Below are 21008 nucleotides of genomic sequence, written 5' to 3'. Positions count from 1 at the left end.
TCAGCTGGCGGCTGTTGCGGGCTTGACCGGTGGCGGGGCAGGCAGCACTGCGTACAGATCCTGTTCGAACGCAGTCCTGGCCTCGGCGGCCGTGAAGGCCTCGGGAACCATCAGACCGAAGGCGTCGACGACGGTCGCGCCCAGCGTCGTCACCTTGGCCCAGGAGACGTCCACGCCCTTGCGCTCGACGACGGCGGCCAGGCGGGCGAGCAGACCGGGCCGGTCGGCGCTGCGAATCTGTACGACCAGTTCGCCGGCCGACGATCCGGCGAACCACCGCACGCGGGGTGGCGCGATCGTGTGATAACCCGGCACGGCTGCCGGAATCTCACCGGCCCGCCGGGTCAGGACCGGTGTTTCCGCGTCGCGCTGCTCCAGCGCGGCGATCACGTCCAGTTCACCGTCGAGCGCCAGGATGAACTGCTGACGCAGCAGTTCCGCAGCCGGCGGCGAGCCGAAATGCGGTGAGACCACGAAGGTGTTGATCGCCAGCCCCTCGTGGCTGTTGACCGACGCCGAATGGACCCGCAGCGAATGCAGGGCCAGCACTCCGGCCGCCTTCGACAGCAGGCCACGCCGGTCCGGAGCGAGCATCGTGACGTTGAACAGGTGCGCACTGTCCGCCGCGGCGAGCTCCACGTGGACACCGCTCGGGTCGGCACGCGAAAGCAGTTGCGGATCAATGGGATCGGGATGCGGCAGGTCCTCCCCCGCCAGCACCAACCGGCACCGCCGGACCAGATCGCCGATCAAGGAAGCCTTCCAGTCGCCCCACACGCCGGGACCGGTGGCCAGTGAATCCGCCTCAGCCAGCGCGTGCAGCAGTTCCAGTAGCAGCGGATCGCCGCCGAGCGCGTCGACCACCGCGGCAATGGTGTTGGGGTCCTGCAGGTCTCGACGCGTTGCGGTCTCCGGCAGCAGCAGGTGATAGCGCACCATCTTGACCAGCACCTCGATATCGCCGGGCCACAGGCCCAGCCGGATGCCGATCTGGTTGGCCAGTTCAGCGCCGATCACGCTGTGATCGCCGCCTCGGCCCTTGCCGATGTCGTGCAGCAGCGCGCCCAGCACCAGCAGATCGGGCCTGTCCACCCGGGTGGTGAAAGCACTTGCCCGGGAGACGGTTTCGATCAAGTGGCGGTCGACGGTCCAGATGTGCACGACGTCACGTGGCGGGAGGTCACGGATCGCGCCCCACTCGGGGAACAGCCGGCCCCACAATCCGGTCCGGTCGAGTGCCTCCACGGTGGCCACCGCACCCGGCCCGGCCGCCAGCATCACGAGCAGGTCGTTGAGCGCTTCTTTCGGCCACGGTGCCCGCAGCTCGGGTGCCGATTCGACCAGCCGCGCCAGCGTCGACGCCGCGATGGGCAGTCCGTTGGTGGCGGCAGCCGCGGCCACTCGCAGAATCAGGCCCGGGTCACGCTGCGGCTTGGCGTCCCGGGCCAGGATGACCTCGCCGCCGAATTCCAGTACGCCTTCGTCCAGCGGTCGCCGTACCGGTCGCTTGAGTGCGGCAAAGCCCCTGCGCGGCAGGGCATTCCCCGCGGTACGCACGCCGGCGTCCACGTAGAAGCTGATGGTGCGTGCGGCGTCGCTGATCATCCGCGCCAGATCGAAGCGGTCGCCGATGCCCAGCGCGGCGCCGACCTCGTCGGCGTACTGGGCGAGCACCATCTCGCGGCCCTTGTGCGAGACGCGATGGAGCTCGGTGCGGACGTTGAGCAGCGCGAGGTGGGCGTCCCCCAAGGTGCCGATCGGCGAGGCCACCGAAGGACTCGGGTAGACATCGGCCAATTGCGCCATGGCCAGCGCGTTGAGCAGCTGCACATCACGCAGGCCGCCACGGCCGTTCTTCAGATCCGGTTCGGCGCGGTGCGCGATCTGACCGGAACGTTCCCACCGCGCCGCCGCATGCTCGATCAATTCGGTGAAACGGGACGCGATCCCGGTCCGCCACTGCCGCCGGGCACCGCCGACCAACAGGGACGCCAGATCGGAATCACCGGCGATGTGCCGCGCATCGAGCATGGCCAGTCCCGCAGAGACGTCACCGGCCGCGGTCTTGAGTGCCTGCGGCACGGTCCGGACGCTGTGGTCGAGGTGAATGTTGGCGTCCCACAGCGGGTACCACAGCGCCTCGGCGACCTCGGTCACGAGGGCCTGCGGTAGATCGTCGTGCAAGAGCATCAAATCCAGGTCCGAGTACGGCAGCATCTCCCGCCGGCCGAGACCACCGGTCGCCACGATGGCGAATCCACTGGTCTCGGTGATGCCGATCTCGGTTGCCTTTGCGGCAAGCCAGAATTCGTACAGGTCAACCAGTGCCTCGCGCAGCGCTGCCGAATCGAGACGGCGCGCGCCGCCGGCCAGCAATTGCTCGACGGCAGCGCTGAGGTCGCTCGCCGGACGGGGTGATCCCGCTGCCGAAGCGTGCGAAACCGAAGTATCGTCGGCCCCGGCAGCGGAATCTGGTGTCTGCATGGTCATCTGGTGGTCAGCCGCCGTCAGATGGCGTCGCTGCCCCGTTCACCCGTACGGACTCGCACGACGGTTTCGACGGAGGTGACCCACACCTTGCCGTCACCGATCTTGCCGGTCCGCGCGGCCTGCACGATGACATCCACGACCTTGTCCACCGATGCGTCGTCGACGATGACCTCGACCCGAACCTTGGGCACGAAGTCCACTGAGTACTCAGCGCCGCGATAGACCTCGGTGTGGCCCTTCTGCCGCCCGTAGCCCTGCACCTCGCTGACGGTCATCCCGAGGATGCCCATCTGCTCCAAGCCGGTCTTGACGTCTTCGAGCGTGAACGGCTTGACGATCGCCGTGATCAACTTCATTTGATCAATTCCTTCCAAATAACCGCGAAACCCGTGGATGTCACCGTAAATCCTTCCCGATCACGCGAATTCATAAGCGGTTTCCGCGTGTTCGGCCTCGTCGATTCCCGTGGCCTCATCCTCGCGGTCGAGGCGCAGGCCGATGGTGTACTTGACGATCAAGGCCAAGATAGCGGTAACGATCGCCGAGTAGCCAAGCACCGCGAACGCACCGACAGCCTGACGCCAAAGCTGGTCGAACCCGCCGCCGTAGAACAGACCCGCGACAGCCGCCGGAGCCTCCTTGGTGGCCACCAGGCCGACCATCAGGGTGCCGAACAGACCACCGACGAGGTGCACGCCCACAACGTCGAGCGCGTCGTCGAAGCCGAACTTGAACTTCAGGCCGACCGCCAGAGCACAGACCACACCGGCGCCCGCACCGATCGCCAGCGCACCGATGACGTTGACCGACGAGCAGGACGGGGTGATGGCCACCAGGCCGGCCACGATGCCCGACGCCGCACCCAGGGAGGTGGCGTGACCGTCACGAATCTTTTCCGTCAGCAGCCAGAACAGCATCGCGGCCGCGGTCGCCACGGTGGTGGTGATGAACGTCGACGCGGCGACGCCGTCAGAGGTCAGTGCCGAGCCGGCGTTGAAGCCGTACCAGCCGAACCACAGCAGGCCGGCGCCGAGCATGACGAACGGCAGGTTGTGCGGCCGCATCGGAGCGGTGGGCCACCCGGCGCGCTTGCCGAGGATGATGGCCAGCACCAGGCCCGCGGTACCGGAGTTGATGTGCACCGCGGTACCACCGGCGAAGTCGATTGCCTTGAGGTGGTTGGCGATCCAGCCACCGTGCGTGGCGGTGATGCCGTCGAAGGCGAACACCCAGTGCGCGACCGGGAAGTAGACGAACGTCGCCCACAGCCCCGCGAACACCAGCCAGCCGCCGAACTTGAGGCGGTCAGCGACGGCACCCGAGATCAGTGCGACGGTGATGATGGCGAACATCAACTGGAACGCCACGAACACCAACTGCGGGATGGTCCCGGCGAGCGGAATCTGCACTGCCGCAGTGGTTCCCGCGGGCAGGTGCGAAACCAGCGAGTTGCCGCCGATCAGGCCCTTGAGTCCCCAGTACTGCGAGGGATCACCGACGATGCTCCATTTGTCATTGCCGAATGCCATCGAGTAGCCGAACAGCACCCACAACACGGTGACGACACCCATGGCACTGACGCTCATCATGATCATGTTGAGCACGCCCTTACGGCGCACCATGCCGCCGTAGAAGAACGCCAGACCCGGTGTCATCAGCAGCACTAGCGCTGAGCTCACCAGCATCCATGCTGTGTCACCGGTGTCCGGCGTGCCCAAGATCGGGAATCCATCCACTGGCCGCTTCCTCCTTAACCCATGTCACGGGCAGATGCCAATGACCTAGGCCAGAACTTTGCGCATCGGTTGTTTCGCCGACGGCGCGCGGGCGTTTCGCATGTGTGAACGGATCGACCAGTTACGTTTCGGTGCGGTTAATGCCCTCTTCGTCACGCGACGCCTACCTTGTGAGCAGTCCCCCGCAAGCGGGTGGTACCCCCAGAAAATGTCCCCGACACGCCGAGGTGTCGGGGACATTTGCGTCCTCTCACGGAAGGTCGGTTACCCCAGGAGGGCGTCGACGAAGGCGGCCGGCTCGAAGGGCGCCAAGTCGTCCGGCCCCTCGCCGAGGCCGACGAGTTTGACCGGCACCCCGAGCTCCTGCTGCACCCGGAACACGATGCCACCCTTGGCGGTGCCATCGAGCTTCGTGAGCACCACGCCGGTGATGTCGACCACCTCGGCGAAGACGCGGGCCTGCGGCAGGCTGTTCTGGCCGATGGTGGCGTCGAGCACCAGCAGCACCTCGTCGACCTTGGCGCGCTTCTCGACGACGCGCTTGACCTTGCCCAGCTCGTCCATCAAGCCGGTCTTGGTGTGCAGCCGGCCCGCCGTGTCGACCACGACGACGTCAGCCCCCGCTGCGACGCCCTTGTCGACGGCGTCGAACGCCACGGAGGCCGGGTCCGCGCCCTCGGGTCCGCGCACGGTTTCGGCACCGACACGGGAGCCCCAGCTCTGCAACTGATCGGCGGCCGCGGCGCGGAAGGTGTCAGCCGCGCCCAGCACGACGCGGCGGCCGTCGGCGACCAGCACGCGGGCCAGCTTGCCGACGGTCGTGGTCTTGCCGGCTCCGTTGACCCCGACCACCAGCAGCACCGACGGCTTGTCGGCGTGCGGCAGCGCCTTGATCGACCGGTCCAGGTCGGTCCGCAGTTCGTTGATCAACACCTCACGCAGTACCGCTCGGACATCGGCCTCGGTGCGCACGTTGGCCTCGGCCATCCGGCTGCGCAGCGCGGTGACGACCGACGCGGTGGTGACCGGACCCAGATCGGCGATCAGCAGGGTGTCTTCGATGGACTCCCAGGCGTCCTCATCCAGGTCACCGCCGCCCAGCAGGCCCAGCATGCTGCGGCCCAGGGTGGTCTGCGACTTGGCCAGGCGGCCGCGCAGCCGCTCCAACCGGCCTGCGGTGGGGGCGATCTCGTCGCGCGGGGCGGCCTCGGGTGCCGGCTCCGGCTCGGGCGCTGCCTCGGCTTCCGGCTCCGGCGCTACCTCAGGTTCCGGGGCCGCGGTCGGCTCAGGTGCCACCACGACGTCGGGTGCCGGCTCGGCCACGACTTCGGGCTCGGGCAGCTGGACATCGGCGATGGTGCGTTTGCGCGAGTCACGCGGGATCTCAGCGTCGTCGCCGACGGTCGGTAGCTTCTCCGCGGTGTCTGAACTGCTGAACGTGATGCCCGACGACGCCGTGTAGCCGCCGGAGCGATCCAGCTTGGGCGTCTCCTCCGGCGCGGACAGCGAGATGCGGCTGCGCCGGTAGCGGACGAATCCGACGACGAGGGCGGTGACAACGAGAACTGCGACGACCGCTATCGCGATCCAGAGACCTTCCGACACGCGAACATTGTGTCAGGTGCTTGAGACCAGCTCCTGGCCGCGCATGCGCTGCGAGATCACCTGCGTGATGCCGTCGCCCTGCATGGTGACGCCGTACAGCGCGTCGGCGACCTCCATGGTCGGCTTCTGGTGCGTGATGACGATCAGCTGCGACTTCTCCCGCAGCTGTTCGAACAGGCTGATCAGCCGGCGCAGGTTCACGTCGTCCAGTGCGGCCTCGACCTCGTCCATGACATAGAAGGGCGACGGACGAGCGCGGAAGATCGCCACCAGCATCGCCACCGCGGTCAGCGACTTCTCGCCACCGGACAGCAGTGACAACCGCTTGACCTTCTTGCCCGGCGGCCGGGCCTCGACCTCGATGCCCGTGGTGAGCATGTCACCAGGGTTGGTCAGCAGCAGCCGGCCCTCGCCGCCGGGGAAGAGCGTGGAGAACACCTGGGAGAACTCCGCCTCCACATCGGCGTAGGCCTCCGTGAACACCCGCAGGATGCGCTCGTCGACGTCGGCGATGACGTCCATCAGGTCCTTGCGGGCGCCCTTGACGTCCTCCAGCTGGGTGGACAGGAAGTTGTAGCGCTCCTCGAGCGCCGCGAACTCCTCCAGCGCCAAGGGATTCACCCGGCCCAGCTCGGCAAGTTCCTTCTCGGCCTTCTTCGCGCGCCGCTCCTGGGTGGGCCGGTCGAACGCCATCGGGGCGGGCGCGGTGACCTGCTCGCCGCGTTCCTTGGCCTGCTCGTATTCGGCCATCTCGAGTTCGGTCGGCGGCAGCGGCACGTCCGGTCCGTACTCGGCGACCAGATCGGCCACCGCCATACCGAACTGCTCCAGCGCCTGTTGCTCGAGTTGCTCGATGCGAAGGGCCGCTTGCGCTTTCGCGACCTCGTCGCGATGCAGCGACTCAGTCAGGGCACCGGCCCGGGCGCTGAGTTCGGACACTTCTGCCCGGACCCGCGTCAATCCTTCCGAGCGCTGAGCCCGCTCGGTCGCCAGTTCGTCGCGCTCACGCGCCGCGAGAGTCACTGTGGCAGCCAGCTTTTCGGCCACCAGCCGGCCGGATTCGGCGACCGCGGCCGCGACCTTCGCCGCATTCTCCCGAGCTTCGCGGGCTCGAGCCGCCCGCACCCGGGCCTCCCGCTCGGCGGCCGCGGCCCGGCGCAACGAATCCGCTCGTCCGCGAACGGCGTTCGCCCGTTCCTCGGCGGTACGCACCGTCAGGCGGGCCTCGACCTCGACTGCTCGCGCCTCTTCGGCGGCCGCCGTCGTCTCGCTCCGGTCGACGTGCTCGACGTCGAACATCGGCTCCTGCTGGGCATTGTGGAAGCGGTCTTCCAGTTCGGCCAGCTCGGCCAGCGTGCGGCCGCGCCCGGCCTCCAGCTCGTCGCGCTGCCGCGTCAGCTGCTGCCATTCCGCGTCAGCAGTCCGGGCCACGTGACCCAACCGACCCAGCTGTTCGTAGATCGCCGAGATGGCGGCGTCGGATTCGTGCAACGCCGCCAGCGCATGTTCGACCGAATCCCGCCGGGACGACTGTTCCGCGAGGGCGCCCGACAGTGCGGCAGCGTATTCGACGGTCTGGCGCTCCGCGTCGATCAACGCGGACTGGGCCTTGTCGATCTCCGCGGTGATCTCCAGCGCGCTGGGTTTGCGATCGGATCCGCCGCTGATCCAGCCGGCGCCCACGAGGTCGCCGTCGGCGGTGACCGCCTGCAACTCCGGACGTGCCGCCACCAGGTCCAGTGCGGCCTGCAGCTCACCGACCACAACGACCCTGGCCAGCATGGCGGTCATCGCGCCCGTCAGCCGCTTCGGTACCTCGACCAGATCCAGCGCCCACTGCGCGCCGGACGGCAATTCTCCACGCGGCGAAGCGGTTTCGCCGGGCCAGTCGCCCAGCACGATGGCCGCCCGGCCGCCGTCGCCTTTCTTCAGCGCGTCGACCGCGGACCGGGCCGCCTCGAAACTCTCGGCCGCCAGCGCGTCGGCGGCGGCGCCCAACACCGCGGCGATTGCCGTCTCATGCCCCGACCGCACCCGCAGCAGTTCCGCAATCGAACCGAAAAGCCCTGCGCCATCATGGTTTTCCTGCAGCCATGCCGAGCCGTCTTTGAGATCCAGCGTGACAGACAGCGCCTCTATCCGGGCCCGCAGCGAAGCCACTTGCCGTTCTGCGGCCCGCTCGGCGGCCTGCAGTTCGTCGACCCGTTCGTCGGCCTGACGCAGCGCGGTCGTGGTGCGGTGGTGATGCTCGTCCAGACCGACTTCGCCGGCGTCCAGCTCACCGACCTGCCCCTGCACGGTTTCGAACTCGGCCCACGTCTGTTGCGCGCGGGCGGCCGCCTCCTCGATGCTGCCGGTCAGCCGGGCCGCGCCCTCGTCGATCGATTCGATCCGGGTGCGCATGTTGTCGACCTGACCGGAAAGCCGGGCCAGTCCTTCACGACGGTCCGCCTCGGCTCGGGCCGCGGCCATCTGGGCCCGCTCCGCGTCGGCCGCGGCGCGTTCGCATTCGGCCAGCGCGCCACGGGCGGCCTCCAGCCGGGTCCGCGATTCGGCAAGTTCGGCGAGCAGTTGTTCTTCGTGCTCGGCGACGGCTTCGGCCTCGGCGTCCAGCGCGTCCGGGTCCGGCCCGGTCGACACCTCCAGATCCGAGTCCAGCAGATTGGTCCGCTCGGTGGCGATACGCACTGTGGCGCTGACCCGTTCGGCCAGCGCGGACAACCGGAACCAGGTCTGCTGGGCAGCTTCGGCCCGACCGGACAAACCCGACACCGCGGCTTCGTGTCCGGCCAGTTCCGCGGCGGCCGCTTCCAGACGCTCGGTCACCTCGCCGTGCTCGCGACGCAGCGCGGTCTCGGTCTGGTTGGTGTCGTCGAACTCGGCCTGCCGGGTCACCAGGTCGTCGGCGGCCAGCCGCAGCCGGGCGTCACGCAGATCGGCCTGGATGGTCTGCGCACGGCGGGCCATCTCGGCTTGCCGGCCCAACGGTTTGAGCTGACGACGCAGTTCGGTGGTCAGGTCGGTGAGGCGGGCCAGGTTGGCCTGCATGGCGTCGAGCTTGCGGACCGCTTTTTCCTTGCGGCGCCGGTGCTTGAGCACGCCGGCGGCTTCCTCGATGAAGGCGCGACGATCCTCGGGACGCGACTCCAGAATCTCCGAGAGCTTGCCCTGGCCGACGATGACGTGCATTTCGCGGCCGATGCCGGAGTCGGACAGCAGTTCCTGCACGTCCATGAGCCGGCAACTGCTGCCGTTGATCTCGTACTCACTGGCACCGTCGCGGAACACGCGGCGGGTGATCGACACCTCGGCGTATTCGATCGGCAGCGCGTTGTCCGAGTTGTCGATGGTCAGGGTCACCTCGGCCCGGCCCAGTGGGGCCCGCGTCGAGGTGCCGGCAAAGATGACGTCTTCCATCTTGCCGCCGCGCAGGGTTTTGGCGCCCTGCTCGCCCATCACCCAGGTCAGGGCGTCGACGACGTTCGACTTGCCCGAACCGTTCGGCCCCACCACACAGGTGATGCCGGGTTCGAAGCGAAGAGTCGTCGGCGACGCGAAGGACTTGAAGCCCTTCAGCGTCAGACTCTTCAGATGCATGGGGTGAAACCCTACCGTCGAGCCGGTTAAATGCAGGGGACCCCTGGGCTTCTATCTCTCGGAAAAACCCTCGATCGGGTCGCCAACCGCGGCCCAATCGTCAACGACGGTCGTCACCGTGCCCGGGGTGGTGCCGCCGCGCAGGAGGGCCAGCAGCTGTTCGCAGTCGGCGCGCGAACCCTGCGCCACGACGTGCACGCGGCCATCCGGCTTGTTACTGGCGTAGCCGGTGAGACCCAGCTCCAGCGCCCGGGCCCGGGTCCACCACCGGAACCCGACCCCCTGCACCTGGCCGTGCACCCAGGCCGACAGCCGGACTGTTTCGGTCACTTGTCGGCGAACTCGAAGGTGACCTCGGTCCCCGCCTTGAGCGTGCGGCCGACGGTGCAGACCTTGTCGATGGCCCGCTCGACGACGATCTTGAGTCGCTTGATCTCGTCCTCGGACAGGCTGGAGAGATCGAGTTCCATGGACTCCTGCAGCAGCGGGTAGACCTCGTTCTCCCGGTCCGGCGGTCCCGACACCCGGATGGTGGTCTGGTAGTCGTCGCCGAGTCGGGTACGCAGCGGCGCATCGCTGCTCATCCCGCTGCAGGCCGCCAACGCGATCTTGAGCAGTTCACCGGGAGTGAAGACGCCGTCGACATCCTCGGATCCGACGAGGACCTCTGCTCCTCGCGAGCTGTGCCCGCTGTAGCGGCGCACCCCGGTCCGTTCGACCCACAGTTCCGTCATGGCTCATTTGTACCGCGCCGACGCGCAATGTTCTGCGGGAACCCTGCTGGGCCCCAGGTAAACTCGGCATTCACGCACGACTCTCGGGGGGAGAGCTCAGATGACGTACCCACCTCAAGGTCCATACCCAGGCCCGCCCGGGTACCCACAGCAGGGTCCGTACGGCGCCGGCCAACCGGTTGTTCCTGGCTATCCCGGATACGGCCCGCCTGGATACGGTCCGGTACCCGGTCAGCCGATGCCTTACGGGTATCCCGGTGCCACACCGCCGAGCTCCGGCGGCCCGGGCAAGTGGCTTCTCATCGTCGGCGCGGTGGTGCTGGTACTGGTCCTCGGCGTCGTGGGGCTCTACGCGTTGGGCACTTCCTCGGATGACGACAAATCGACCTCCGCGAGCAGTGAGCCCGGAAGTAAGCGCAAGGGCGGAGCGGGCAGCACAGGTTCGACCGACGAGGCCGAAAAGCCTGGAGCGTCGAGTGGCGACGGCTCCGACGAGGATGAGATTCGCCAGTTTCTGGCCACTTTCGGTGGGGGCGACATCGCCTCGATCTCGTGCGCCAACGACCGCAAGTTCTTCGGGCAGGCGGGCGGCAACGCATTCGGCACCATGCCGGTGCCGAAGGTCGCAGGCGACCCGGAGAGCCTCAACGGTCTCGACATCACCGTCACCGGCGACCGGGCCACGGTGAAACCCCCCTCGTCGTCGCAGGTTGCGATCTGGCTGCGTAAAGAAGGCGGCGAGTGGAAGTTCTGCTCCACCGACAACCCGGTGTTCAAGAATCTGCCCGGCACCCGCTGAGCCGACGGCGCTGCTTGCCACCGCCCCGCCCGCCTGAGGTCGACCGACCCTCCTGCGCTAGCCGACGTATGGCGCCAACTTCGACGTCACGCACCACTTCACAAGGAGCGACCAGACCATGACCTATCCACCCTCCAACCCTGGGCCGGGGGCCCAGCCGTGGCAGCCGCCGCAGCAACCCGGATTCCCGCCGCCCGGGTATGGACAGGCACCGGGCTATGGGCAACCAGCCGGCTATGGCCCGGCACCTGGTTACGGACAGGCACCCGGTTACGGGCAGCCTCCTGGCTATCCAATGGGACCCGGCTGCGGGCAAGCACCGGGGTTTCCCCCGGGACCCGGCTATCCGGGCGCACCCACGCCGAACAACAACAAGAAGCTGCTGATCGGCGGGCTGGCATTGCTCGCGGTCATCGGCATCGTGCTCGGCGTGGTGCTGTGGACCTCGGATTCCGGTGGCGGGCTGAGCGCGTTGGGCGGCAACTCCGACGAGGACCAGATTCGCAGCCTGATGAGCGACCCGACGTCGTTGAAGGACCACCGGTGCGAGGCCGACAACAAATTCTTCAGCAAGTTTCCCGGCGGCGGCGATGGCAAGAAAGCCCCAGTCGGCCCCAAGGTGAAGGTCACTGTCAACAGCGTCGATGTGACGGGTGACCGCGCCACCGTGAACGTCACCACGCACGCGGAAAGCGGCAAAGAGGCAACCACCACCATCTACTTCCGCAAGGAAGGCGATGGGTGGAAGTACTGCCTCACCGACTCGCCGGAGATGAAGAAGCTGCAGCAGCTCCCCGGGATGAAGTAACGCCCGAGGCTGACCGGCGTTTCCGGTGGTAGGCGGCCCAACGGTGTTAACTTGGATTGCAAGCACAGTTCACAGGGAGCGACCAGACATGACCTATCCCCCGCTCGGGCCGCAGCCAGGCGGTCAGCCGTGGCAGCAGCCGCAGCAGCCTGCACCCGGGTTCCCGCCGAGCGGCTACGGCCAGCCGGGATACGGCCAACCCCAGCCCGCCTACGGACAACCCACGTACGGCCAGCCCGCCTACGGACAACCCACGTACGGCCAACCGGCCTACGGGCAGCCCGGGTACGGCCAGCCGCCGGGATATCCGACGGGACCCGGCTTCCCCGGCGCGCCGCAACCCAAATCCAACGGCCCGAAATGGGCGCTGATCGGTGGCCTGGCCGCCATCATCGTCGTCGGCATCGTGGTGGCCGTGGTGCTGGTCTCGAACTCCGGCGGTGGGCTCAGCGCCCTGGGCGGCAACTCCGACGAGGACCAGATTCGCAGCCTGATGAGCTCGGGACCGTCGGCGATCAAAGAACGGGCCTGCGCCAACGACCAGAAGTTCTTCAGCAAGTTCCCCGGCATCGCCGACAGCACGGGCACCAATCCGACGGGAGCCAAGGGCAAAGCCACCGTCGACAGTGTCAATGTGACTGGCGATACCGCCACCGCAGAAGTCACCGCGACGTCGAGCACCGGCCTGGAGCGTTCCGGCACGCTGTACTTCCGTAAAGAAAGCGGCGACTGGAAGATCTGCTTCACCGACTCACCGCAACTGAAGCAGCTACAGAACCTGCCCGGCATGAAGTGATCGACCTGTGACTTGCCCGCCCGCGGTTGGCATTTCGGGCAGTCGAGCCGGTGTTACGTTGGACACCAAGCACAGTTCACAGGGAGCGCGCAGACATGACCTATCCCCCGTCCGGCTCAGATCCGGGCGCTCAGCCCTGGCAGCCGCAGCAGCAGCCGCCCGAGGGATATGGCCAGCCTGCGTACGGTCAGCCCGCCTACGGCCAACCCGCTTACGGGCAGCCGGCTTACGGCCAACCCGCCTACGGGCAGCCCACGTACGGCCAACCTGAATATGGCCAACCCACCTACGGCCAACCCACCTACGGGCAGCCGGCGTACGGGCAGCCGGTTTATGGGCAGCCGACCTACGGGCAGACACCGGGTTTCCCGATGGGGCCCGGTTTCCCGGGCCAGCCCGGATTCCCGCCGCCGACTCCGCCCAACAACACCCGCAAGTTCGCGCTCATCGGTGCGGGGATATTCGCCGTCGTCCTCGTGATCGGGGTCGTCTTCGCCCTGGTGACGTCGCGCTCGGGCTCCGGCTCTGACTCGGCGTCCAGCGGTGGCGGGGTTACGATCGCCGGACCGGCGTCGGACGAGGAACAGATCCGCGACCTCATGACGGCGCAGATCGAGACCTTCGACGATTTCAAAGCGCACTCCTGCGCCAATGACGTGAAGCTGTATGACAAGGTGCCCTCGATCGCGGGCAAGTTCGGCAAGGGCAGCAGCACCGACGCCGGCCCCGGTTCGACCAAACGCGCCGAGATCACCGATATCAGCGTCAACGGAGATCGGGCGACGGTGAGCGTCAACTCGGCCTCCGGGGTCACGAGCGTTCCGCTCCGCAAAGAAGGCGGCGAGTGGAGGTTCTGCATGACCGATTCGCCGAAGTTCAAGGGCATCCCCGGGCTGAAGTAGCCCCGGGTGGTCAGACCCGACGCGGAATGCGTGGCCGCGGTTGGCATTTCGGGCAGTAGTACGACGAGCGGTTCATGAACTTCTCCCGCCGGATCGCCGTGCCGCMCCGGCGGCACGGCTCCCCCTCCTGGCCGTAGGCGTCCAGTGAACGGTCGAAGTATCCGGACTCGCCGTTGACATTGACGTACAGCGAGTCGAATGACGTACCGCCTTGCGCCAGAGCGGAATTCATCACATCGGCGGCGTGCGCAAGGAGTTCCCCGAGCTGACGCCTGGACAACGCCGATGCCGGCCGGAAGCCGTTGACCTGCGCCCGCCACAGCGATTCGTCGGCGTAGATATTGCCGACGCCGGACACCACCGTTTGATCCAGCAGCTGGCGCTTGATCTCAGAATCCTTGCGCCGCAATATCTTCACCACGGACTCCGGATCGAATTCGGGATCCAGCGGATCGCGGGCGATATGCGCCACCGGCACAGGCACGACGCTGCCGTCCACCTCGACCAGGTCGCAGACCTGCCAACCGCCGAAAGTCCGTTGGTCGACGAAACTCAGTTCAGTGCCGTCATCGAGCACTGCCGCGATGCGCAGGTGCGACGGCCGAGCGGGTGGCCCGATCAGCATCTGGCCGCTCATGCCCAGGTGCACCACCAGTGCCTCGTCACCGTCGAGGGTCAGCCACAGGTACTTTCCGCGGCGGCCCGTGCCGGTGATCCGGCGACCGGCCAGCCGGCCGGCCAGGTCCGCGGGACCGTTGTCGTGTCGCCGCACCGCGCGCGGATGCAGCACCCGTACGGTGGTGAAACCCTTTGCCACCACATGCGATTCGAGGCCACGGCGGACGACCTCGACTTCGGGGAGCTCAGGCATTGCTGACAGCGTCAGCGTCAGGGCCGACTGCGGGACTGGCCTCCAGCGCCTGGTACGCCGCCGCAGCAGCATGCTGTTCGGCTTCCTTCTTGGTGCGCCCAACGCCTTCGCCGTAGTCGACGCCGTTGACCACCGCGCGCGCGGTGAACTCTTTGTCGTGCTCCGGGCCGGTGGACGTCACCAGGTACGACGGGACACCGATCCGGCGGGCCGCGGACAGTTCCTGCAGGCTGGTTTTCCAGTCCAGACCCGCGCCCAGGCTGGCCGCGGTATCGAGCGCAGCGCTGAACAGTCCCATCACCACGGTTTGGGCCACCTCGTGCCCGTGCGCGACATACGTTGCACCCAGCAGTGATTCGAGTCCGTCGGCCAGCAGGTTGGCCTTCTGCGCGCCGCCACTGGCCATCTCGCCGCGCCCCAGCAGCAGGTAGCTACCCAGCCCGTCGGGCGGCAGACTGCGCGCGATCTCCGCCAACGCCTGAGTGTTGACGACCGCCGATTTGAGTTTGGCCAACTCGCCTTCGCTGCGGTCCGGGTAGCGCCGGAAGATCTCGGCGGTGATCACCAACCCGAGCACGGCGTCGCCCAGGAACTCCAGCCGTTCGTTGGTCGGCAGACCACCGGCTTCGTACGCGTAGCTGCGATGGGTCAGGGCCACAGTCAGCAGATCGTCGGGCAATGGCACGCCCAGCGCTGCCAGGAGCGGCGCACGATCTACCGTCACGTATGTTCCTCCGGCGCAATGCCGTCGGCCCCCGGGTTGTCCGACAGCATGGCCGACAACTTCGCCCACCGCGGATCGATCTTGTCGTGATGATGATCCGGCTCGGCATCGAGTAGGCGCACCCCACAGTCCGGGCACAGGCCCGGACAGTCCGGGGTGCACAGCGGCGCGAACGGCAACGTCAGCCCGACCTCGTCGATGATCGACTGCTCGATGTCGACGGTGTCGTCGATGACGTGGCCGACCTCGTCATCCTCGGTGGTGGCCTCGGTCGTGCTGTCGGGATAGGCAAACAGCTCGGTGAGGTCGACGGTGACGTCCCCGGTCAACGGGTTGAGGCACCGCGAGCACTCGCCGGTGGTCGGCGCGGACACCGACCCCGTCACCAGCACACCTTCGGACACCGACTGCAGTAGCAGGTCGAGGTCGATCGGCGCGCCGGGCGCGATCGCCATCAGATCCAGGCCGATGCGCGCGGGGCTGGGCACAGTTTCGACATGCGTGATCATCGACCCGGGCCGACGGCCCAATCGCGCAATGTCAATGATCAGCAGACCGGGACGAGACATTCGTCAATCCTACGTCGGCGCCGGTCACCGACCCGACGCCCTTCCGGCAAGTCGATTCAGCGCTGGGCGTAGTCGTGGGTGCCGGCCGCGGTACGCAGCTGGTGCCGGCCCCGGCTGACCGAACGCAGGGTGCCCTGGAGGTGCTCCTCGAACTCGGCGAGCTTGTTGTCGACGTAGATGTCGCATTCGCCCCGCAGGCGGTCGGCCTCGGCGTGCGCGGAATCGACCATGCGGGTGGCCTCGGCGTGGGCGGTCTGGACCACCTCGGTCTCCGACACCAGGCGCTGCTGCTCCTTGATGCCCTCCTGCACGGCCTTCTCGTAGGAGATGTTGCCGCTTTCCAGGAGCCGGTCGACCTCGGCTTTTGCCCGGTTGGTGCTGGCCTCGTACTCACGCTTGGCGGTGCTGGCGATCCGGTTGGCCTCTTCGCGGGCCTCACCGACCATGCGCTCGCTGTGCGCACGCGCCTCGGCGACCATGCGATCGGCCTGCGCCTTGGCATCGGCCAATAGCCGGTCCGCCTCGGAACGGGCGTGGTTGACCAGCGAATCCGCCTCGGCCGTGGCCGACGACACCATCGAGTCGGCGTGCTGCTTGGCCTCGCGCAGCATCCCGTCGCGGGCGTCCAAGACGTCCTGGGCATCGTCCAGTTCGCCTGGAATCGCGTCCTTGATGTCGTCGAGAAGTTCCAGGACATCACCCCGCGGCACCATGCAGCCTGCGGTCATCGGCACTCCGCGTGCCTCTTCCACGATCGCGCCGAGCTCGTCCAGCGCCTCAAATACTCGGTACACGGCAACACCCTCCAGGCGTAGTTGTTGTTACCAGTGTGCCTGTTGTTACTCGTGTGACTCCGCTTTGCCGGTCGGTGTGTCGCGCAGAACTATCCGGCGAGCTTTGCCTGCAGCCTCTTGTTCACCACCGCCGGGAGCAGGTCGGTGACGTCACCGCCGAGGGCCGCCACCTCCTTGGCCAACGACGACGACACGAACGAGAACTGCGGCTTGGTCGCCACGAAGAAGGTGTCGACGCCGGCGACGTGCCGGTTCATCTGCGCCATCTGCAGCTCGTACTCGAAGTCGGTGCCGGTGCGCAGGCCCTTGACGATGGCCGTCAGCCCACGGGACCGGGCGAAGTCAACGACGAGACCGGACCCGGCCTCGACCCGCAGGTTCGGCAGGTGCGACGTCGCCTCGGTGATCATCGCGATGCGCTCCTCGGCGGTGAACATCCCCTTCTTGTTGGGGTTCACCAGCACCGCCACCACGACCTCGTCGAACTGGGCCGCCGCCCGCTCGAAGACGTCGAGGTGACCAAGGGTTATCGGATCGAAGGATCCCGGGCAGACCGCACCACTCATAGCCAAAGACGGTACAAGGCGCGGCCGATTCGGACCCGACAGGTCAGCGGAGCCCGTTCAACCTGTCCACTCCGCCATTTCCAGCCGAGTGTCGCCGTACCGCCGCTCCCGCAGCACGGTCCAGCCGTCGGGCCAGACCAGTGCGGGGCCGGACGTCGGACGCTCGATCACCGCGATCGCGCCGTCGGCCAACCAGCCGCCCGAAACGAGTTGCCCGACAATGGCTTCCACGTCAGCGGCCGGCACGTCGTAGGGCGGGTCCGCGAACACCAGGTCCACCGGCCGGGGCGCCGACGTCCCCGCCACGCTGGACGCCGTGCCGCACCGCACCGTGGCGCCGTCGACCCCGAGCTCGGCGATGTTCCGTGAGATCACCGCCGCGGCGCGCCGATCGGCCTCGACGAACAGGGCCGACGCCGCACCGCGGGACAGCGCCTCCAGCCCGAGCGCACCCGATCCGGCGTACAGGTCGAGCACCCGCGCCCCGTCGAAGTCCAGCCGCGCTTCCAGCACGTTGAACAGCGATTCGCGCACTCGATCGGTGGTCGGCCGAGTCCCTTTGGCGGGCACCGAGATCCGGCGGCCGCCGTGGCGGCCGCCAATGATCCGGGTCAGCTGATCACCACGAGCAGATCGCCACCTTCCACACCCGCGGTGGGTGTGACGGCGATCCGCGCGACGGTACCGGCCTTGGGTGCGGTGATGGCCGCCTCCATCTTCATGGCCTCGATGGTCGCGATGGTCTGGCCTGCGTCGACCTCGTCACCGACCGCGACGCCGACGGTGACCACGCCCGCGAACGGGGCGGCAACATGGTCCGGGTTGTTGCGATCAGCCTTCTCGGCGGCCGGCACGTCCGCGGCGATGGCGCGGTCGCGCACCAACACCGGGCGCAACTGCCCGTTGATCAGGCACAGCACGGTACGCATGCCGCGTTCGTCGGGCTCGGAGATCGCTTCCAGTCCGATGAGTAGCTCGACGCCCTTCTCCAGGTGCACGCGATGCTCTTCCCCACGGCGCAGGCCGTAGAAGAACTGGTTGGCGCTGAGCCGCGACGTGTCTCCGTACTCCTCGCGGTGAGCCAGGAACTCCTTCGTCGGGCCGGGGAACAGCAGCCGGTTCAGCGCGCCCTGGCGCACCACACCGGGCTGCGCCAGCTGGGCCTCGTCCTCCTCGGTCAACTGCTGCTCCGGTCGGGCCGGGCCACGGCCCTCCAATGCCTTGGTGCGCAACGGCTCCGGCCAGCCGCCGGGCGGGTCACCCAGCTCGCCGCGGAAGAATCCGATGACGCTGTCCGGGATGTCGTAGCGGGCCGGGTCGGCCGCGAAGTCGTCGGCGGTGACGTGGGCGCCCACCAGCGACAGGGCCAGGTCACCGACCACCTTGCTGGACGGCGTCACCTTCACCAGGCGCCCCAGGATGCGGTCGGCGCCGGCGTAGGCGTCCTCGATCTCCTCGAACCGGTCCCCCAGGCCCAGCGCGATCGCCTGGGTGCGCAGGTTGCTGAGCTGACCACCCGGGATTTCGTGGGTGTAGACGCGGCCGGTCGGCGACGGCAGGCCGGACTCGAACGGCGCGTATACGCGGCGCAGCGCCTCCCAGTACGGCTCCAGGTCGCAGACCGCCTCCAGCGACAGCCCGGTGTCGTACTGGGTGTGTGCCGCCGCCGCGACGATGGACGAGAGCGCGGGCTGGCTGGTGGTGCCGGCCATCGGCGCGGAGGCGCCGTCGACCGCGTCCGCGCCGGCGTACCAGGCGGCCATGTAGGTCGCCAGCTGCCCACCTGGGGTGTCGTGGGTGTGCACGTGCACCGGCAGATCGAAGCGAGACTTCAACGCCGACACCAGCTTTGCCGCCGCCGGGGGCCGCAGCAGGCCGGCCATGTCCTTGATGGCCAGCACGTGCGCGCCGGCGTCGACGATCTCGTCGGCGAGCTTGAGCCAGTAGTCCAGCGTGTAGATCTTCTCGCCCGGGTTGGTCAGGTCGCCGGTGTAGGACATCGCGACTTCGGCTACCGCAGAACCGGTTTCACGCACCGCCTGGATCGCGGGGCGCATCGAGGACACATTGTTCAGCGCGTCGAAGATGCGGAAGATGTCGATACCGGTCGCCGTGGCTTCTTCGACGAACGCCGTCGTCACCAGTTCCGGGTACGGCGTGTAGCCGACGGTGTTGCGGCCGCGCAGCAGCATCTGCAGACAGATGTTGGGCAGCGCCTCGCGCAGTGCGGCCAGGCGCTCCCACGGGTCTTCCTTCAAAAAGCGAAGGCCCACATCGTAAGTGGCGCCGCCCCAGCACTCGACCGAGAGCAGCTGCGGGGTCGACCGGGCGATGTACGGGGCGATCTCCAGCAGGCCGGTGGACCGCACGCGGGTGGCCAGCAGCGACTGGTGCGCGTCGCGGAAGGTGGTGTCGGTGACCCCGACGGCCGGGGTGTCGCGCAGCCAGCGCGCGAAGCCTTCCGGTCCCAGTTCGACCAGCCGCTGCTTCGACCCGGCCGGCGGCGCCGCTTTGAGGTCGACGGCGGGCAGCTTGTCGCGCGGGTACACCGCCGACGGACGCGGCCCGTGCGGCTGATTGACCGTCACGTCGGCCAGGTAGTTGAGGATCTTGGTGCCGCGGTCGGCACTGCTGCGCGCGGTCAGCAGCTGCGGACGCTCGTCGATGAACGACGTGGTCACCTTGCCGGCGACGAAGTCGGGGTCGTCCAGCACCGCCTGCAGGAACGGGATGTTCGTCGAGACGCCGCGGATTCGGAACTCGGCCAGGGCACGCTTGGCGCGAGCCACCGCGGTCGTCAAATCCCTTCCGCGACAAGTCAATTTGACCAGCATGGAGTCGAAGTGCGCCGACACCTCGGCACCCAGGTTGGTGCCACCGTCGAGGCGGATGCCGGCGCCACCCGGGGTGCGGTACGCGGTGATCCGGCCGGTGTCCGGCCGGAAGCCGTTGGCCGGGTCCTCGGTGGTGATGCGGCACTGCAGCGCCGCGCCACGCGCCTGCATGGTCTCCTGGCTCAGTCCCAGCTGCTCGAGCGACCAGCCGGAGGCGATACACAACTGTGAGGCGACCAGGTCGACAGCGGTGATCTCCTCGGTCACCGTGTGCTCCACCTGGATGCGCGGGTTCATCTCGATGAACACATGCTGGCCGCGCTCATCGACGAGGAACTCGACGGTGCCGGCGCAGGTGTAGCCGATCTGCCGGGCGAAGGCCACGGCGTCGTTGCACATGCGTTCCCGCAGTGCGGGATCCAGATTCGGCGCGGGGGCCAGCTCGATGACCTTCTGGTGCCGGCGCTGGACGCTACAGTCGCGCTCGAACAGGTGCATGACGTTGCCGTGGGTGTCGGCGAGGATCTGCACCTCGATGTGCCGCGGGTTGACGACCGCCTGCTCCAGGAACACCGTCGGGTCACCGAAGGCCGAATCGGCTTCGCGGGACGCGGCTTCGATGGCCTCACGCAGGTCGGCCGGGTCGGCGACGCGGCGCATACCGCGACCGCCACCACCGGCGACGGCCTTGACGAACAACGGGAAATGCATCTGCTCAGCTGCCGCCAGCAGATCCGGGACCGACGACGACGGTTCCGACGAGGCCAGCACGGGCAGCCCCGCGGCGCGTGCCGACTCGATGGCCCGCGCCTTGTTGCCGGTCAGTTCGAGAATGTCGGAGCTGGGTCCGACGAATGTGATGCCCGCGGCGGCACACGCTGCCGCCAGTTCGGGGTTCTCCGACAGGAAGCCATAACCGGGGTAGATCGCGTCGGCGCCGCACGCCACGGCAGTGGCGACGATGTCGTCGATGTTCAGGTACGCCCGGACCGGATGGCCCTTCTCGCCGATCTGATACGACTCGTCAGCCTTGAGCCGATGCAGCGAATTGCGATCCTCGAACGGGTACACCGCCACGGTGGCGATACCGAGTTCGTTGGCCGCTCGAAAGGCCCGGATCGCGATCTCGCCGCGATTGGCCACCAGGAGTTTGGAAATCACCCAGTGACCCTAGCGGTTACGG

18 protein-coding genes are annotated in these 21008 nt (G+C 67.9%); 4 read left to right on the top strand and 14 right to left on the bottom strand.

What is annotated here, in order from left to right:
• The 7 genes from AC1U2B_RS01670 to AC1U2B_RS01640 all read right to left on the bottom strand — a co-directional run bounded on the left by AC1U2B_RS01670 (nucleotide 1) and on the right by AC1U2B_RS01640 (nucleotide 10162).
• Complete coding sequence (locus AC1U2B_RS01670) at nucleotides 1–2490, bottom strand: [protein-PII] uridylyltransferase (RefSeq protein ID WP_480215433.1); 2490 nt, start codon at nucleotides 2488–2490, stop codon at nucleotides 1–3.
• A gap of 17 nt (nucleotides 2491–2507) precedes the next feature.
• A complete protein-coding gene (locus tag AC1U2B_RS01665) occupies nucleotides 2508–2846 on the bottom strand; it encodes a P-II family nitrogen regulator (protein ID WP_020103781.1) in 339 nt (112 codons plus the stop codon).
• A gap of 60 nt (nucleotides 2847–2906) precedes the next feature.
• On the bottom strand, nucleotides 2907–4226 hold the full coding sequence (locus AC1U2B_RS01660; protein WP_480215432.1) for an ammonium transporter: 1320 nt from the start codon (nucleotides 4224–4226) through the stop codon (nucleotides 2907–2909).
• 264 nt (nucleotides 4227–4490) lie between these two features.
• Nucleotides 4491–5831: a signal recognition particle-docking protein FtsY gene (gene ftsY, locus AC1U2B_RS01655; protein WP_480215431.1), complete on the bottom strand. Its 1341-nt coding sequence runs from the start codon at nucleotides 5829–5831 to the stop codon at nucleotides 4491–4493.
• A 12-nt stretch (nucleotides 5832–5843) separates the two neighbouring features.
• A complete protein-coding gene (smc, locus tag AC1U2B_RS01650; RefSeq protein WP_480215430.1) occupies nucleotides 5844–9428 on the bottom strand; it encodes a chromosome segregation protein SMC in 3585 nt (1194 codons plus the stop codon).
• 51 nt (nucleotides 9429–9479) lie between these two features.
• Nucleotides 9480–9758: an acylphosphatase gene (locus AC1U2B_RS01645; RefSeq protein ID WP_480215429.1), complete on the bottom strand. Its 279-nt coding sequence runs from the start codon at nucleotides 9756–9758 to the stop codon at nucleotides 9480–9482.
• On the bottom strand, nucleotides 9755–10162 hold the full coding sequence (locus AC1U2B_RS01640; RefSeq protein ID WP_260941440.1) for an OsmC family protein: 408 nt from the start codon (nucleotides 10160–10162) through the stop codon (nucleotides 9755–9757). Before AC1U2B_RS01640 ends, AC1U2B_RS01645 begins: the two co-directional genes overlap by 4 nt.
• Nucleotides 10163–10400: 238 nt before the next feature.
• Between AC1U2B_RS01640 and AC1U2B_RS01635 the strand changes: the two genes are divergently transcribed.
• From AC1U2B_RS01635 to AC1U2B_RS01620, 4 genes are all read left to right on the top strand, one after another.
• Complete coding sequence (locus AC1U2B_RS01635; RefSeq protein WP_480215428.1) at nucleotides 10401–10961, top strand: hypothetical protein; 561 nt, start codon at nucleotides 10401–10403, stop codon at nucleotides 10959–10961.
• A gap of 118 nt (nucleotides 10962–11079) precedes the next feature.
• A complete protein-coding gene (locus tag AC1U2B_RS01630; RefSeq protein WP_480215427.1) occupies nucleotides 11080–11769 on the top strand; it encodes an Rv0361 family membrane protein in 690 nt (229 codons plus the stop codon).
• Nucleotides 11770–11857: 88 nt separating this feature from the next.
• A complete protein-coding gene (locus AC1U2B_RS01625) occupies nucleotides 11858–12565 on the top strand; it encodes an Rv0361 family membrane protein (RefSeq protein WP_480215426.1) in 708 nt (235 codons plus the stop codon).
• A 95-nt stretch (nucleotides 12566–12660) separates the two neighbouring features.
• Complete coding sequence (locus AC1U2B_RS01620; protein ID WP_480215425.1) at nucleotides 12661–13467, top strand: Rv0361 family membrane protein; 807 nt, start codon at nucleotides 12661–12663, stop codon at nucleotides 13465–13467.
• Nucleotides 13468–13477: 10 nt separating this feature from the next.
• Here the strand turns inward: AC1U2B_RS01620 and mutM are convergent, their stop codons facing one another.
• The 7 genes from mutM to AC1U2B_RS01585 all read right to left on the bottom strand — a co-directional run bounded on the left by mutM (nucleotide 13478) and on the right by AC1U2B_RS01585 (nucleotide 20986).
• On the bottom strand, nucleotides 13478–14338 hold the full coding sequence (gene mutM / locus AC1U2B_RS01615) for a bifunctional DNA-formamidopyrimidine glycosylase/DNA-(apurinic or apyrimidinic site) lyase (RefSeq protein ID WP_480215424.1): 861 nt from the start codon (nucleotides 14336–14338) through the stop codon (nucleotides 13478–13480).
• A complete protein-coding gene (gene rnc / locus AC1U2B_RS01610) occupies nucleotides 14331–15062 on the bottom strand; it encodes a ribonuclease III (protein WP_480215423.1) in 732 nt (243 codons plus the stop codon). Before rnc ends, mutM begins: the two co-directional genes overlap by 8 nt.
• Nucleotides 15059–15631 (bottom strand): YceD family protein, encoded by a 573-nt coding sequence (locus tag AC1U2B_RS01605; protein ID WP_480215422.1) that lies wholly within the window; start codon nucleotides 15629–15631, stop codon nucleotides 15059–15061. Before AC1U2B_RS01605 ends, rnc begins: the two co-directional genes overlap by 4 nt.
• Nucleotides 15632–15687: 56 nt before the next feature.
• Complete coding sequence (sepIVA, locus tag AC1U2B_RS01600; protein ID WP_043393386.1) at nucleotides 15688–16425, bottom strand: cell division protein SepIVA; 738 nt, start codon at nucleotides 16423–16425, stop codon at nucleotides 15688–15690.
• An 89-nt stretch (nucleotides 16426–16514) separates the two neighbouring features.
• Entirely contained in the window at nucleotides 16515–16991 is a 477-nt protein-coding gene (coaD, locus tag AC1U2B_RS01595) for a pantetheine-phosphate adenylyltransferase (RefSeq protein WP_133762532.1), read from the bottom strand.
• 57 nt (nucleotides 16992–17048) lie between these two features.
• On the bottom strand, nucleotides 17049–17606 hold the full coding sequence (rsmD, locus tag AC1U2B_RS01590) for a 16S rRNA (guanine(966)-N(2))-methyltransferase RsmD (protein ID WP_480215735.1): 558 nt from the start codon (nucleotides 17604–17606) through the stop codon (nucleotides 17049–17051).
• Nucleotides 17603–20986: a pyruvate carboxylase gene (locus tag AC1U2B_RS01585; RefSeq protein WP_480215421.1), complete on the bottom strand. Its 3384-nt coding sequence runs from the start codon at nucleotides 20984–20986 to the stop codon at nucleotides 17603–17605. The genes rsmD and AC1U2B_RS01585 overlap by 4 nt, the downstream gene beginning before the upstream one ends.
• Nucleotides 20987–21008: the final 22 nt, after the last annotated feature.

The sequence above is a fragment of the Mycolicibacterium sp. P4_G11 genome (assembly GCF_056555145.1).
Note: the sequence above shows the minus strand (reverse complement) of the source record. Positions and strands in the feature narration are given on the sequence as shown.

What these genes read in the sequence shown, in the direction of transcription:
- AC1U2B_RS01670 (WP_480215433.1), bottom strand. Translation starts at nt 2,490, where the DNA reads ATGACCATGCAGACACCAGATTCCGCTGCCGGGGCCGACGATACTTCG.
- AC1U2B_RS01665 (WP_020103781.1), bottom strand. Translation starts at nt 2,846, where the DNA reads ATGAAGTTGATCACGGCGATCGTCAAGCCGTTCACGCTCGAAGACGTC.
- smc (WP_480215430.1), bottom strand. Translation starts at nt 9,428, where the DNA reads ATGCATCTGAAGAGTCTGACGCTGAAGGGCTTCAAGTCCTTCGCGTCG.
- AC1U2B_RS01640 (WP_260941440.1), bottom strand. Translation starts at nt 10,162, where the DNA reads ATGACGGAACTGTGGGTCGAACGGACCGGGGTGCGCCGCTACAGCGGG.
- AC1U2B_RS01635 (WP_480215428.1), top strand. Translation starts at nt 10,401, where the DNA reads ATGCCTTACGGGTATCCCGGTGCCACACCGCCGAGCTCCGGCGGCCCG.
- AC1U2B_RS01630 (WP_480215427.1), top strand. Translation starts at nt 11,080, where the DNA reads ATGACCTATCCACCCTCCAACCCTGGGCCGGGGGCCCAGCCGTGGCAG.
- AC1U2B_RS01625 (WP_480215426.1), top strand. Translation starts at nt 11,858, where the DNA reads ATGACCTATCCCCCGCTCGGGCCGCAGCCAGGCGGTCAGCCGTGGCAG.
- AC1U2B_RS01620 (WP_480215425.1), top strand. Translation starts at nt 12,661, where the DNA reads ATGACCTATCCCCCGTCCGGCTCAGATCCGGGCGCTCAGCCCTGGCAG.
- AC1U2B_RS01605 (WP_480215422.1), bottom strand. Translation starts at nt 15,631, where the DNA reads ATGTCTCGTCCCGGTCTGCTGATCATTGACATTGCGCGATTGGGCCGT.
- coaD (WP_133762532.1), bottom strand. Translation starts at nt 16,991, where the DNA reads ATGAGTGGTGCGGTCTGCCCGGGATCCTTCGATCCGATAACCCTTGGT.